The following is a 15,088-nucleotide window of genomic DNA, read 5'->3' as shown; positions in this document are numbered from 1 at the left end:
TTCAAAATTAAAAAAAAGACTGGTAAAAAAACCAGTCTTTGTATGAATTATAATAGGAATTAAAGATTATTCCACAATAAATTTCGCGGTGTTGTTTCCTGCTTTTAAAATGTAAACTCCTTTCGGTATGTTTTTCAAAGTGATTTTAGATGAATTTTTGAAAGGTTGAGCAATGCTCTGAACCATTCTTCCTGTGAAATCAAAGATTTGTGCAGTTTCTATGGTATTTAAATTTTTACCAGAAACATTTAATTCACCATTTTTTACCGGATTTGGGTAGATGGAAATCGCGTTTTTGTTGATTCCGTTTTCGTTTACTGCAGCCAAAGTGTAGCAAGTCCATTTCATATCATCAATGGCAACTCTGTTGGATGTATTGGCGTTTTGAAGGGTAATTTCAACCGTTCCCGCTACGTTGATTCCTGAAACCGTAGTCGTAGTTGTAGTTGCGCTGTAAGGAATAGTTTTTCCAGTATCAGTGCCGTTTACCAATACTTTAAAAGTACCTGCACTTCCATTGAATTTCAATTGGGTAGTCACTGTTAAATCACCAATTCCGTTAGGTACAGATAATGCAGTAAGGAAACCATTTCGGATAGTAATTGCTCTTCCGTTAATGGTTAAATCGGTTCTGGAATCTTCTGATGTCCAAGAAACTCCGTCGCTGGTCCAGTTATAAGTAGAGTAGTTAGAGGCACTCGTTGGAATGCTTTCGAAGTTTTCGTTACCACAATTTACGCCAACTGCAACAGTTGTAGCAGTTACGGAATTACTTTGTGGCGATACATTGTTTCCTCCATCTTTTGCAACTACATAAATCGTATAAGTTGTTAAAGGATTTAAGTTCGCAATATTCGTGGACGTAGCTGAAGTAGAACCCATCAATTCACCATTGACATAAATATCATAAGCAGTAATGTCGATATTATCAGTTGAAGCGGTCCATTGTACAGCGATATTGTTAGTTCCTACAGAAGTGATCGCTAAATTCGTTGGAGCTGTAGGAGCTTCGGTATCAATTAAAGTTGTTCCTGAAGCGGTGTTGCTTTGTGTAGATAAATTACCTGCTGCATCGACTGCAATTACATTGAAATTGTAAATAGTACCTTGACTAAGTCCAGATACATTTGCTGAATTGGTATTTGCATTGCTTTGGAAATTTCCGTTCACATAAATTTTGTAATATGCTACGGCGATATTATCGGTAGAAGCGGTCCAAGTTAAGTTAGCGTAATTGGTGGAAGTAGATACTACAGCTAAATCAGTTGGTGCAGTTGGAGCTTGGTTATCCACAACCTGAGTTCCCCAAACTTGCTGAACCCATTCTGGGTGGTCGATGAAAGGGTTTCTGTTTTTCTGGAATTCGAAAGATGCGTTATTTCTTTCAATTTCTGAGGGAGAAACAGGATCTTGCGCAGACCAAGTCATCAAAATATCTCTTTCCCAAGTTTGAAGTCCTGGATAAGGAGAACCTCCTAACATCCCTCCAGAAGAAAATCCAGAAAGTTGGCTTTCGTATCTTGTTACAAAATAGAAAATCATTCTTGCGATATCTCCTTTAAATTCATCGATTGGTTCGCAAACGGTTCCTGTGTAACCTGTTGCTGAACTTGGACCAACTTTAGTTCCGTTTTTTGAGGTGAATGAAGGGCTTGAAACCGTTCCAAAAGGATAATTGCTTCTCATCCCATTCACTTTTCCGTCAGTTGGGCGGATAAAGTTGATGTCAGAGACCATCGGAGCTTTTGAATTGAATAGACTTTGTGGAACTACGTGTTCTCTATTGTAGCAATCGCCTTCAGAACTGTAATTTCCACATTGTTTTATGCCGTGTTTGTAAGTATAAGGATCGGTTCCTGTCGGATTTTCTGAGTAAATATCTAATACTGAACCATCATTTTCATAATATTGATCAGAATCTGTGGTCATATAACCTGTATAAAGACCACCATAACCGTTATCTTGATGACCTGCAGTGATGATAGCGCTGAGTTTGGTCTTCAATGTTGCTCCGGTTAATCCTTCGGTGCCATTATAATAAGTGGCAGGAGCCTGTGCTAATACAATCGAAAACATAAAGCCAAGCAAAAGAGTAGTGAATTTTTTCATTAAATGATAAATAAAATTGGAGGGCAAAGTTAATAATAAAACGAAACTGAATATTTTATTTTTGAGGATTTCATAATTATTTAATCTTGTCTTATGCAAAAGCTTTTGTTGGAGGGGAAGTCAACAAAAAAATGTCTGTAATTTATCTTTAGTTTGAATTAAAATAAATGAAAACAAGATGAGATAAAAACCTGCTTTTAGAATTTAATTATCGGAAAAATAAGAGCGATTGATTTTAGAGAAAAACCAAGAAACTCCAAATCCGAACAGTGCAGCAGTTCCGCTTACAATCAGATAATTGATGAATTTAATCCGAACCGGAAAAGCCAAATCGGTATTGGCACCGGCTTTAAAGAAACCGGTGTTGATTTGGAAATAGCTGATTATAGTTCCTAAAATAAGTCCACTCAGGATTCCGAAAAACACAATTAAAATCCCGGTATAAAAGTAGATGTTTCTTAATGAGTTCAAATTCATACCCAAAGAAATCAGCGATTTTGCCTGTTCTTTTTTATCAAGTTGAAGAATGATAATTGCACCCGCTAAATTGAATGTCGTAATGAAAATAACCAGCCCAAAAATCAGGTAAATAAACATTTTTTCGGTGTTGATCATTTTCCAGAAAGCGGCATTTTCTTCAGCTTTCGTTTTCAGTTCGTAGCGGCTTCCCAATAGTTTTTGAAGATTTTGTTTGACCAAATCTGTATTTTCAGGGTTTTTAAGCTTAATAACGATCTGGTAAGCGGATTTTTTAGGTAAATCAAGCAATTCCTGGGCAAGTTCTATCGGCGAAATCAAAGTATTATCAAGCTGGTCATTTCCTGGAAAAACACCGGAAACAAAGATGTCTCTTTTATTGAAAATGTCAGTCTCTTTACTGATCATTCCGGTTCCAGGTTTGGGCATCATGAGGTTTGCAGATTCCGAACCTTCGCCTATAGGAATGGCAAGGCGATTATCGAGTTTGTTTTCCAATAAAACTTCATTAGAATATTTAAAGCTCGGATAGGAACCATAAAAAATATTTTTATGAATGGGATTCACAAAAATATATGCCGAATCTACTCCTCTTAAATTAGCAATATCACCGTTTTCACGGAAATTGATGTATACCTTTTCTTCAATTACCTTCGAAAAATGGGCGATCTCTTTCTCAGATTTCAGTATTTTGGTAGCCTTATCTATCTCAGGTAATGTTTTGCCTTGTTTGCTTGTCAGCGTAAGGTCTGCATGAAGGTTGGCAATAAGATCCTGATTAAGATCTTCTAACCCCGAAAAAACCGAAATAATGATAAACATCGCCGTCACCGCAACCATCATTGCCAGCGCAGCAAGCCAAGTGATAAAGGTTACCGCTGTGCTTCCTTTTTTAGCAAGAAGGTATCGTGTAGCAATGAAGAGGGCCGTGTTTTTCAAGAACTGAAGTTTAGCAGAAAATTTATTTTAAAGTATAGGATTGTCGCCTTCGCCACGCAATTCTTTTTCTATTTTTTCTACATCATCCAGCGTGGTATCCAGATAGAAATTGATTTCAGGGATGATTCTCACCTGTTTTCCCATTTTCTGACCCATGAAGTTGCGGTATTGCGCCTTGTTTTCATTGATTTCCTTCATAATCTGCGTACGGAATTCCTGAGGGAAAATGCTTAAATAAATTTTCGCAATACTCAAATCAGGGGTGATTTTTACATCCGATACGGTTACCAGAAACGTTTGTTTGCTTTCTGATGCTTGCTTGCGGAAAAATTCTGCGAAATCTTCCTGTATAATCTGTGCTACTTTTCTTTGTCTGTTGCTTTCGTTCATGGCGCAAATTTACTATTTTTGTTTGAATTAAAAACCCAAGTATGAAGACCTTATCTGGAATATTTGAAAGGTTTTTATTTAAATTCAGTAAATAATATTCATTAATCCTTAATATGAAAATAGAACACCTCGGTATCGCTGTAAAATCACTCCAAACCTCCGATGATCTCTTTGCTCGGCTTTTAGGTAAAGAAAATTACAAAAAAGAATCGGTAGAAAGAGAGGGCGTTACTACTTCTTTCTATGAATTGGGCGATAGCAAAATAGAACTTCTAGAAGCCACCAATCCCGAAAGTCCTATTGCGAAATTCATTGATAAAAAAGGCGAAGGCATTCATCACATAGCGTTCGGGGTGGAAAATATCTTTGATGAAATCGAAAGATTAAAGAAAGAAGGCTTCGTTTTCATTTCCGAAGAACCGAAAGAAGGCGCCGACAATAAGCTGGTAGTTTTCCTACATCCCAAGTCCACCAACGGGGTTTTGGTCGAATTATGTCAAGAAAAACCCTGAAAATTTTTGATTGTATAGAAAAAAGTTTATTTTTGCACCTCGTAAAAACGCAGGAAATTCGTTTCCGAAGTTTTTGGCCTTGTAACTCAGTTGGTTAGAGTAGCTGACTCATAATCAGCAAGTCCTTGGTTCGAGCCCAAGCTGGGCCACTTTAAAATGAAGCACTTACAAATTTGTAGGTGCTTTTTTTGTCTGTTACAACAAATGTATTGAACTCAACAAAAAATTTGAACTTTATCTTTTCTTTTAATGAGATTTTCAGATGAATTGAAGATTTCTTATTTTAGAGAAAAATTTTTAAGAATAATGTGGTTCAGAAATTTGATGGGTTTCGAGGAAATTAATCCTTCACAAGTACAAGAAAATATTGCAATTGATGGCGAGGTAATGACTTCGCTGGTTAATGGAAAGTCTTACCAACACGGAGTTTTAGAAGTTCCGACTCTCAAAGAATTAAAAAAAAGAATCGATTTATCTGTGTTTGATGGAAGCATTAAAATCACAGAAATCGTAGAAAATGTTCGCGCACTTCATTGTTTGAAAGAGAACGAAAATGCAATGTTTCAAGCGGCTTCTCAATTCAATATGTTAGAAATGATCAGTCCGTCTGTAACTCCGGAAATGGGGGTTGGCCGCTATGAAAACGACCATACTCAAGGCCCGGCTTGTGCTATCGCATGTGGTGCGGGAACAATTTATCGAAATTATTTTGCGCCAATCAATGGGAAAAAAGGACAAACTTCAGGGAACCAAATAGATGGTTTGGAAGAAATTGGAAAGTTTTTTGGCAATACAAAATCAGTATTGTGGAAGATGCAGAACGGCTATTGTTTTCCCACGGAAAAGGGTTTGAAAACGATTTCTGAATCCATTAGAAAAATGAAATCCGAAGATTATGAATCTCTAAAAAGTCTCCTGAAAACCGGAATTCAGTGGAATACTGAAGTGACCAATTGCGCGCAAAGACACATCGTTTCTCAAATATATTGTTCGGCGTTACCGATTGGGTATTCAAGTATTTATTCCGGCGATTGGAAGGAATTTGCTTCATTGGTTTTGGATGCAACTTACGAATCTGCCTTTTACGCTGCAACCGAAAATTACCAAAAAACAGGATGTCCAATCCTTTATCTCACTTTGGTGGGAGGCGGTGTTTTTCAAAATGACTTATCTTGGATTTCAAGCGCTATAAAATCATCTTTAGAAAAATTCAGGAATGTTCCATTGGATGTCCGAATTGTAAGTTACGGGAAAAGCGATCCGGTAATAGCGGATTTTGTGAAAGGATTTCGAGGATGATTTTTAATAAAGATTATTCATAAAAAAGGCATCGAAATCCGATGCCTTGTAAAAATTGAAGTGATATGAATGAATTTAGTAATAGTAACCAATATCATCAAGATAGACATCATTGCTATCTCCATTTGCATTATTAAAAGTAAGATTCATAGTATCTGGTGCAGCGCTTAAACCAAATTGAGAAAAAGGAATTTCTACATATTCGTAGGAGGTTCCTGCACTAATGGTGGGTGTTGCTGCCCAACTGTAATTTAAAATTATTTTGATGCCTTGGTTGATTGTTGCATTGGATTTAATGTGAAATCGAATTCCTTTTGCATTTGAAGGAATTGAAGGGCTATTGTCGATTTGGAAAGCTGACCATGCTTTTGTGGACCATTTTATTGCTTTTGTACCTTGCCAAATGTTGGCAGGATCTTCAGCATAGGCAATATCATACACATCGCCTGACCAAGTAGAGTTGGTAACTGCACCATAGAAAGCATCATCATAAATGGAGGTTCCAATCTGTGAAGGATAGGTGAGGGATCCGGAAAGGGTGGATACACTCACTTTTTTTCCTTGCGAACCTGCTGGTAAAGTGGCAATAATTTCTGTTAAGGTATAAGAAACGATGGTTGCTTGTTGATCGCCAACAGTAACAGTCGGATTTACAAAATAATTCCCTTTGATCGTAATAGTGCTTCCGTCTGGAGCGTTAATGGGTTGGAATCCATTAAAAACTGGCGCGGGTGGTGCAATCACAAAATCATATTCTGCAGTACCATAAGTGGTTACAACTTCTAATTTGTTGGTATTGCTGGTGTAAGGTGTATTTTGGTCGATCGTGATAATAATTGTTCCATCGGTTACGAAATTAGAGTTGAAAGTAGATTCGTAACTATTGAAGTATACATGCTTCACCGATTGAAGGTTTTTGCCTTTAATGATGTAAGTATTGTTTGCATAACCTACGTGGGTTGCTTCTAAAGGGTTTACCGGCTGTCCATCAGCGTTTACTGATGCAGAAACGAGTTCTATGACAGGGGTTAAATCACTTGCTCCACCGGAATCGTCTCTACAAGCGACTAAAATTCCTAGAAGTAATGCGATAATGAATACTTGGGAAAATTTAAAAATATTTTTCATTAGAATTCTTTTTAATTAATTAAAATACATAAGGTACGGGAGCCTCCAGCAATTTTGGATTTTTTGCGACATCATTCGCTGGATATGGAAGGGTGAAATCATTTTCACTTGGCGTGTAATGCTCAGCAGTCCACATATTTCCGCGGTTTTGTGCAGACATGATGGCAGTAGCTTGTGATCTAGGTATTCTTCCTAAATCGAACCAGAAATCTCCTTCGAAAGCGAGTTCTTTTCTTCTTTCGGTAAATAATTGTTCAAATGTAAATGAAGTTACTGCGGAAAGTCCGGCTCTATTTCTTACTGCATTGTATGATTGTAATGCGGCTGGATCGCTTGTTGAAGAAGCTCCGTTCATCACTGCTTCAGCATGAATCAAAAGAAGTTCTGCATATCGCATGATATAAGTGTTGTTATTCATCATCGCCCAAGAGTCTACAGGTCCAGTTTGGTTTCCATTGACCACTCCGATACAGTATTTTTTAATTGCTGCACCAGCTCCTTGTCCTCCGATTTCTTCCGCAGCAGGTACGGTAAATCCTACAGATCCATTTTTTATTTTAATATCATTGTAAACATTTCCTGGGAACATAATGGTTGCATTTCTTCTCAAATCTGTGGTGCTATACAGGTCAAGAATGTCTTGGGAAGGCGCAAATACACCACCGTAAGAGGCATTAGAAGTAGAAATGTTGGCAGTATGGATGCCAAATTGGGTGTTGCAATTGTTGGCTGATCCATAATTAGCATCGCTCTTCCATTGTAATGCGAAAATAGATTCCTCGTTGTTGTTGTTGGGATATTTAAATAAATCATCATAAGTTTTCCCAGAGAGCGAATACATCGAAGTACCACCATAAAGTTTAAATTCTCCACTGTTGATTACTTCTTCCGCAAGTTGTTTTGCTTTGGAATAATTCTTCAAATAAAGAGAAACTTTGGCCAACATTGCTTTTGCAGATCCTTTGGAAACTTTAGCATTGGAAGAGTATGCGGCTCCTCTTACTTTGTTGTCTAAAAGAGAGATGGCTTTTTCGTAATCCATGTTGATAAGGGTGTAAACATCAGCGACAGGATTAGTGTTGATCTGTGGATTGGTGACATGGTCTAAGTTATTCGTAATAATTGGAACATTTCCCCAAAGCCTTACCAAATAGAAGTACGCAGTAGCTCTCATAAAATAGGCTTCTCCTAATGCATTGTTTACTACGGCTGCACTTACGGATGGATCCACTCTTTGCTGAAGGTTATTGATCAGAAAGTTGGCTTGTGCAACATTCGCCCAAAGCGATTGCCATCCATTATGCAATTCGGGATCTGCTGCGGTGATCGAGAAATTTCGCATCGCATTTACATCAGAAGAATTGGTGTACATATTTCCCGAACCAACTTCTGAAATTGCCCAGAAAAATTTGTTATTAAACTGAAACCATGTTTTATAGTACAGTGCGTCTGTAGCTGTTCTTACCTGTTCATCAGTTTTATAATAATTGTCAACAGTGATAGATTCCTCGGAAGGTCTATCGGTAAAATCCCTGCTGCAAGAGGTGATAACACCGGTAAGGAGTGCTGCAGCGATAAGCTTTGATAAGTATGTTTTTTTTGACATGACAGTCTTTTTTTTAAAATTCGATATTAAAACCTAAAATATAAGTACGAGGGGATGGATAACGACCATTGTCAATCCCTGTGAGCAAAACATCCTGATTGAATGCCCCGATTTCAGGATCATAACCAGTATAATCGGTTAAGGTATAGAGGTTTTGTCCGGTTACATAAATTCGAAGTTTAGATAAACTCAGTTTTGATGCAAATTCTGAAGGCATATTGTAACCTAAAGTTACATTTTGCAAGCGTAAATAGTCTCCTTTTTCTATATACCGATCGGAAATCATAATGTTGGCATGCGAAGTACTATTGATCAATCTAGGATTGGCTGCATCTACATTGGTTGGGCTCCAGTAATCCATAGCTTCCACAAGTTGGTTTTGGTACATCATTGCAGTTTGGGTTCCGTTTCTTCTGGTTAAATTAAGAATTTCATTACCCACAGATCCTTGTACGAAAACAGAAAGGTCGAAAGCTTTATATCTAAAACTATTGGTAAATCCGAAAGTGAAATCTGGGTGTGGATTTCCGATCGTGGTTCTGTCTTTTAGATCAATCACCCCATCTCCGTTGACGTCCACATATCTTACATCTCCTAATTCTGGGGTTGCACCAAATGTTTCCAGCGCATTTGCAAGATCGGCTTCATTTCGGTACAAACCATTGGCTTTTAAACCATAAAACATTCCTATCGGTTGCCCAATAATGGTGTTTGTAGCGGTCATGGGTTGATATCCGTTTAAGTTAACGTCTCTTGTGATATCAGACATTCCATTGATCAACCCCATCAATTTATTGGTGTATTTTGAAAATACGAAATTGCTGCTCCACTCAAAATTATCATTTCTCAATACATAATTTGCTGAAATATCAATACCTCGGTTTTGCATACTTCCAATATTAGAATAAGGCGCATTGATACCACCATATTGTCCCAATCCTCCTGTTAAGTAATCTGGCAAAGGAAGTTGGAAAAGAAAGTTTGCGGATTCTTTATTATACCAGTCTGCGGAAATATTGAGTTTTTTGAGCAAGGTTAGATCCACTCCAATATTGGTTTGCTTCATGGTTTCCCAAGTTAGGTTGGGATTGTTGAGGTTGAGAGGGATGTTATAAGTTGAAAGTAAAGAAGAGTAGAGGTTATTAGGAATCTGTTGGTTTCCTGTTTCACCATAGCCTACACGGAATTTTAGGTTGCTAAAATAATTTTCCGGGATCCATTGCATGAATTTTTCCTTAGTAACTTTCCATGATACTGAAACAGCAGGGAAATAGCCGATTTGGTTTTTTCCGTCCTCATAAACAGGGTCGAATTTTGAAGATTGGTCTCTTCTTATCGATGCTGTTAAGCCATATCTTCCTCCGAAATCATAGAGCAAGCGGGCAAAATAAGAACTTAATGATTGGCTTCCGATGTAGCTTTGGGAGTTAGTTGTTTCGGCCATTGTCATGGTGTAAACATCGTTGGAAGGGAACCCGTGTCCGTCTGTATTGGTCGATTTCCAGTGGCTGTCCAAAGCTTCTTGACCAACCAATGCGGTAAATTTATGTTGACCAAATGAAAAATCATAGGTTAATAAATTTTTGATGTTCGTACTGTACCAATCGCCATTTCTTAACCATAAATCAGCATCGTCATTGAGCCTGTTTTTCGGGGCAAACTCGGTGTTTTCTGAAAATTCAGTATTGGCAGATAACTCAATTCGGTATTTTAAACCTTTTAAAAGATCTACTTCTGCATAAATGTTTCCAAGGAAATTTTTACGGATAAGCTTATTTACTTTCGTGGTAGCTTCTTCAATCGGGTTAAAATAACTTACAAGTTGATTGGCAGGTGGTAAGGAGAAAGTACCGTCGCTATTATATACCGCAAGATCGGGAGCTTGTAGCAGCGTATTCGAAATCAATCCTACATAACTTTGGTTTACCGTAAATCGCTCATTAGAAAAACCTCCAGAAAGATTGGTTCCAACCTTCAACCAAGGTTTAATCTTAGCATTTACATTAGCTCGAAGGGTGTATCTTTTCATTCCGGTGTTGATAATTATACCTTCCTGATCTAAATAACCTAAAGAAGTATAATAATTCAAGTTGTCGCTTCCTCCTGAAAAAGCAAGCTGATGGTTTTGTGAAAAAGCTGATCTGTAAATTTCTTCTTGCCAATTGGTTCCTTCTCCTAAAAGTTCAGGATGTGCGAACTCCGGACGAATTTGAGTTCCGAAAACTGGAGCCATAGCATTTTGAAGTTCAGCATATTCTCTAAGGTTAAGTACTTCAAGAAAATTGGATACTTGCGAAGCAGAGGTGTAGCCTTCATAACTTATTTTACCTAAGCCTTTTTTTCCAGATTTGGTGGTAATAAGAATTACGCCATTTGCTCCTCTTGAACCATAAATAGCGGTTGCAGAAGCATCTTTCAGTACATCAATCGATTCTATGTCGTTTGGGTTTAAAAATGAGATTGGAGAAACAGCTACGCTTCCTGATCCGCCAGTTGAAGAAAAGTCATTTCCAGCAATTGGTCGTCCCGTTGTAGATCTTCCAGTGGCGTCTCCAGACATCGGTACCCCATCTATGATATAGAGTGGTTCGTTAGTTCCGTTAATAGAAGTTGCCCCTCTTACTTTAATAGAAACAGCCGAGCCGGGCTGTCCGCTTGAGGTTGTTACGGTTACCCCAGAAAGTTTTCCTTGAATCATTTGATCTACCGAAACTTGCTTGACGTTCTCGATGTCTTTTGCTTTGATCGATGATACTGCAGAATTTACGTCTGTTTTCTTTTGCGTTCCGTACCCGATTACCACCACTTCTTCAATTTTTTTTTCCTTGATACTATCAGAAATGGATTGAGCACTTAATAACCCTGCTGGCAATACAGTGAGCGCAAAAAATAAGGCAGCTCTATTGCTGAAAAAGGGATTGAGTACATTGGTTGTTGTTTTTTTCATAACCATTTTTTTTTAATAGATTAACATTGAGTTAATATTTGGTTTGCTATTTTAGCAAATCTATACTCATTTAAGTTTCAATGTTAATATTATTTTGTCAATTATACATATTATTTTTAGCAAATGGTGGTGAAAAATAAAATATATTTTTATTTAATTATTTGATTGTTAGGTATTTGATAATGTTATTTAATAGTTTTTTTTTTATGTGTTAAAATGACAATTGTCATTCTATTTTTTTAATTCCAGTGAAACGATTTCGAAACTCGGTGGGTGTTGATCCTTTCAAGGATTTGAAAATTTTATTGAAGTTGGCGATATTGTTGAATCCGCATAGGTAAGCGATCTCCGAAATACTCATGTCTTTTTCTATAAGCCATCTTGATGCATAGCTTACGCGTATTTCGTTGAGGTAATTAATAAAGGTTTTTCCAGAGCGTTTCTTGATAAATCTGTTGAAAGTCACGATGCTCATATTGACGTGTTGTGCAATTTCTTCTAAAGTGATTTTCTTGTCAAAATTTTTGTGAATATAGTCGTAAACGAGCTTCATATGGTCATTGTCAACAAAGGTTTCGTTTTCGATACTATAAGAAGAGAGGTGGGTTTTGTTCTCTGCGATAGCCAGTTCGTTTAGGATTTCCATCATTGTAACGAAAGACTCGAAACCGGTTGTTGTGGATAGGCTTAATAATTTATCTTTTACTTTTTCAATAGTGGCTTCTGAAAACATAATCCCACGAATAGATTCTTTCATCATATCGTTAATAGGCTTTAATAGACGTTTTTTAAGGAAGGATTGATCGAAAAAATCAAGACTGAATTGTACAGTGATTTCATGGATTTTTTTTGATTTGCATTTGTAATCACTCCAGTAATGAGGCAGGTTTGGACCTATTAATACTAATTCAAGATGGCCGATTTCTCCCACGTGATCTCCTATAACACGTTTGATTCCTTTTCCTTTCGAAATGAAATTAAGTTCAACTTCCGGGTGGTAGTGAAGTGGAAAATCAAAATTTTTCTTTACTCGGTCAAACACCAGAAAGCTTTCTTCGGGAGAAAGTGGTGTTATCTCTCTCATTACTTCAATGGTTTTGCTCATATTGTATTAATTTTATTTGATTGAAAAACAGATGGTTGTCTATTTTATGTATTTATTTTTTGTAAAAATGACAAAATAATATTAGTCAGTTGCAAATTTAACGGATTATATTTGACATTAATATATTGTTAATAACTATAAAATTTAAGAATGGCTCGAATGTTTTCCAAATTAATGTTTGCATTGCTGGTGTTGATCTCATCAGGAATTTCAGCTCAGAAATTTGTTTCCGTGGAAAATGGGCAGTTTATATTGAACAATAAGCCTTATTATTTTGTAGGAACCAATTTTTGGTATGCATCGTATTTGGGGCTTCAAAGTGATGAAAAGCGAGGAATCAATCGTTTGAAAAGTGAATTAGCGTTCTTGAAATCGCAAAATGTTACCAATATCAGAGTATTGGTTGCGACAGAAGGCACCGGAAAAATAAATGGAAACAACCGAGTAGAACCCGCCTATCAATACGAAGCTGGGAAATTCAATGATGAAAATCTTAAAGGCCTCGATATTTTGATGGATGAAGCCGCTAAACTAGATATAAAGGTTGTTCTTTTCCTTTCAAATAATTGGGAATGGAGTGGCGGCTGGCTTCAATACTTGAACTGGAATAAAAAAATAGATGATGAAACCCTTCGGAATCCTTTTAATTGGGATGATTGGAGAGATTATACCTCTAAATTTTATAGCTGTGATGCTTGTCAGAAACAATATTTTAAACAAGTTAAAAGAATTATTAAAAGAAAAAATACCGTAAATGGTATAAAATACACGGAAGATAAAACCTTGATGGCTTGGGAAATAGCGAATGAACCTCGTCCCATGAGACCCATAGCAAACGAAGATTATAAAAAATTTCTTGCGAAAAGTTCGGCTTTAATTAAATCTTTAGATAAAAATCACTTGGTAACCACCGGAAGTGAGGGCGAAATGGGAACTGAAAATAGGGATTTGTTTAAGCAAACACATCAGGATGAAAATATAGACTATTTAACCATCCATATTTGGCCAAAAAATTGGGGTTGGCTTGACAAAAATAAGATGGAGGAAAGTTTTGAAAATGCGAGAAAAAAAAGTGTAGATTATATCCAAAAACATCTCGAAATTGCTGATGAAATAAACAAACCAATGGTTTTGGAAGAATTCGGTTTCCCGCGTGATCATCATTCTTTTGACATCAATTCTTCGACTAATTTGAGAGATCAGTATTTTGAAACTACTTTGAAATTATGGCAATCTTCCAAAAACAAGAATGGGAGATTTGCAGGTGTTGCTTTTTGGTCTTTTGGAGGTGAAGCAAAGCCAATTCCGGGGCAGGTTTTCTGGAAAAAAGGCGACGATTTTATGGGAGATCCACCAATGGAAGAGCAAGGTTTAAATTCGGTTTTTATTTCCGATCAATCGACTTGGAAAATCATCGAAAAATATTCAAAATCAGAATAAAAAATGGGCTATTTGATGAAGTTTTCTGTAATTTTTCTTTTAATGATGGGAGGTTTTGCTTTCGCACAATCTACTTTGGCGGATAGAAATGCAACTCCAGAAACCCAGAATCTTTACAAAAATCTTTGGAAGCTTTTGGATAAAGGGTTTATGTTCGGACATCAGGATGATCTGGCGTATGGTGTGAACTGGAGAATGCAAAAAGGAAGAAGTGATGTGAAGGAAGTTGTGGGCGATTATCCCGCAGTTTTCGGTTGGGACATCGGTGGAATAGAAAAAGATGCACTTGGAAGTATTGATATTTTCACCTTTAAAGAGCAAAAGAAATTGATAGAAGAGGTTTATAATAGTGGGGGAATTAATACAATTTCTTGGCATGCAAATAATCCTAAAACAGGAAAAGATGGATGGAATAAAGATCAAGTAGTAGGAACGGTAGCTTCTATCCTTCCGGGGAATGTAAATCACGAAAAATTTAAAACTTGGCTGGATAAAGTTGCTAAAAATTTACTTTCACCAAAGGGTAAAGATGGGAAAAATGTACCGATTTTATTCAGGCCTTATCATGAATTGACTGGAAGTTGGTTTTGGTGGGGAAAAGGTAATGTCACTCCAAAAGAGTTTCAAGAATTATGGAAATTCACTTTTAAGTATTTAACCCACGAAAAGAATGTTCACAATTTAATTTGGGTGTATAATACCTCAGACTTTTCTACCAAAGAAGAGTTTCTGGAAGCGTATCCAGGTGATGAGTTTGTGGATATGGTGAGTTTCGATATTTACGCAATGGAAAATCCGGTTAAGAATACTTCTTTTGTGGAAAATTCTAAAAAACAGTTTAAAATAATGGATGAAATTGCAAAAGAACACCACAAAATTCCAGCGTTGGCAGAAACTGGTTACGAAGAAATTCCTTACAACAAGTTTTGGACAAAAACGCTGATCGAGGCAATTGGGGACTATAAGATTTCATACGTTTTGGCTTGGAGAAATCATGGACTGACACAGGAAAATAAAATGCATTACTATACTCCTTTCAAAGGGCATCCGAATGAGCAAGATTTTATTGATTTTTTTAATCTAAAGAACACTCTTTTTCTAAAAGATATTCAAACACTAAATATTTATAAATAATA

At 36.8% G+C, this 15,088-nt stretch carries 11 protein-coding genes and 1 tRNA gene; 5 read left to right on the top strand and 7 right to left on the bottom strand.

Going from position 1 to position 15,088, the window contains the following annotated elements; all coding sequences use genetic code 11:
- Window positions 1-66: 66 nt before the first annotated feature.
- The 3 genes from NOV28_RS05005 to rbfA all read right to left on the bottom strand — a co-directional run bounded on the left by NOV28_RS05005 (window position 67) and on the right by rbfA (window position 3,915).
- The gene (locus NOV28_RS05005) at window positions 67-2,109 is read right to left on the bottom strand and encodes an endonuclease (RefSeq protein ID WP_255928218.1); all 2,043 of its coding nucleotides are present in this window, start codon (window positions 2,107-2,109) and stop codon (window positions 67-69) included.
- Between the two features lie 204 nt (window positions 2,110-2,313).
- On the bottom strand, window positions 2,314-3,525 hold the full coding sequence (locus NOV28_RS05000; protein ID WP_255928216.1) for an ABC transporter permease: 1,212 nt from the start codon (window positions 3,523-3,525) through the stop codon (window positions 2,314-2,316).
- 27 nt (window positions 3,526-3,552) lie between these two features.
- Entirely contained in the window at window positions 3,553-3,915 is a 363-nt protein-coding gene (rbfA, locus tag NOV28_RS04995; RefSeq protein WP_088264685.1) for a 30S ribosome-binding factor RbfA, read from the bottom strand.
- A gap of 113 nt (window positions 3,916-4,028) precedes the next feature.
- On the opposite strand from rbfA, the gene mce reads away from it, so the two are divergent.
- From mce to NOV28_RS04980, 3 genes are all read left to right on the top strand, one after another.
- The gene (mce, locus tag NOV28_RS04990; RefSeq protein ID WP_255928211.1) at window positions 4,029-4,427 is read left to right on the top strand and encodes a methylmalonyl-CoA epimerase; all 399 of its coding nucleotides are present in this window, start codon (window positions 4,029-4,031) and stop codon (window positions 4,425-4,427) included.
- A gap of 75 nt (window positions 4,428-4,502) precedes the next feature.
- Window positions 4,503-4,576 (top strand) — tRNA-Ile (locus NOV28_RS04985).
- Between the two features lie 157 nt (window positions 4,577-4,733).
- Window positions 4,734-5,726 (top strand): hypothetical protein, encoded by a 993-nt coding sequence (locus NOV28_RS04980; RefSeq protein WP_255928209.1) that lies wholly within the window; start codon window positions 4,734-4,736, stop codon window positions 5,724-5,726.
- Window positions 5,727-5,801: 75 nt separating this feature from the next.
- Here NOV28_RS04980 and NOV28_RS04975 read toward each other — a convergent pair whose 3' ends face one another.
- The 4 genes from NOV28_RS04975 to NOV28_RS04960 form a co-directional block, all read right to left on the bottom strand.
- Entirely contained in the window at window positions 5,802-6,854 is a 1,053-nt protein-coding gene (locus NOV28_RS04975; RefSeq protein ID WP_255928207.1) for an IPT/TIG domain-containing protein, read from the bottom strand.
- Window positions 6,855-6,873: 19 nt separating this feature from the next.
- Window positions 6,874-8,460, bottom strand: a complete 1,587-nt coding sequence (locus NOV28_RS04970) for a RagB/SusD family nutrient uptake outer membrane protein (RefSeq protein ID WP_255928205.1) — start codon at window positions 8,458-8,460, stop codon at window positions 6,874-6,876.
- A 13-nt stretch (window positions 8,461-8,473) separates the two neighbouring features.
- A complete protein-coding gene (locus NOV28_RS04965; protein WP_255928203.1) occupies window positions 8,474-11,407 on the bottom strand; it encodes a SusC/RagA family TonB-linked outer membrane protein in 2,934 nt (977 codons plus the stop codon).
- 226 nt (window positions 11,408-11,633) lie between these two features.
- The gene (locus NOV28_RS04960; protein WP_255928201.1) at window positions 11,634-12,512 is read right to left on the bottom strand and encodes an AraC family transcriptional regulator; all 879 of its coding nucleotides are present in this window, start codon (window positions 12,510-12,512) and stop codon (window positions 11,634-11,636) included.
- Between the two features lie 159 nt (window positions 12,513-12,671).
- Between NOV28_RS04960 and NOV28_RS04955 the strand changes: the two genes are divergently transcribed.
- A complete protein-coding gene (locus NOV28_RS04955; RefSeq protein WP_255928199.1) occupies window positions 12,672-13,952 on the top strand; it encodes a glycoside hydrolase 5 family protein in 1,281 nt (426 codons plus the stop codon).
- A gap of 15 nt (window positions 13,953-13,967) precedes the next feature.
- Entirely contained in the window at window positions 13,968-15,086 is a 1,119-nt protein-coding gene (locus NOV28_RS04950) for a glycoside hydrolase family 26 protein (protein WP_255928197.1), read from the top strand.
- The last annotated feature ends 2 nt before the right edge of the window (window positions 15,087-15,088 follow it).

The sequence above is a fragment of the Kaistella montana genome (assembly GCF_024436175.1).
Taxonomy (GTDB): Bacteria; Bacteroidota; Bacteroidia; order Flavobacteriales; family Weeksellaceae; genus Kaistella; species Kaistella montana.
The sequence above is the reverse complement of the archived record's forward strand: the minus strand, read 5'-3'. Positions and strand labels throughout refer to the sequence as shown.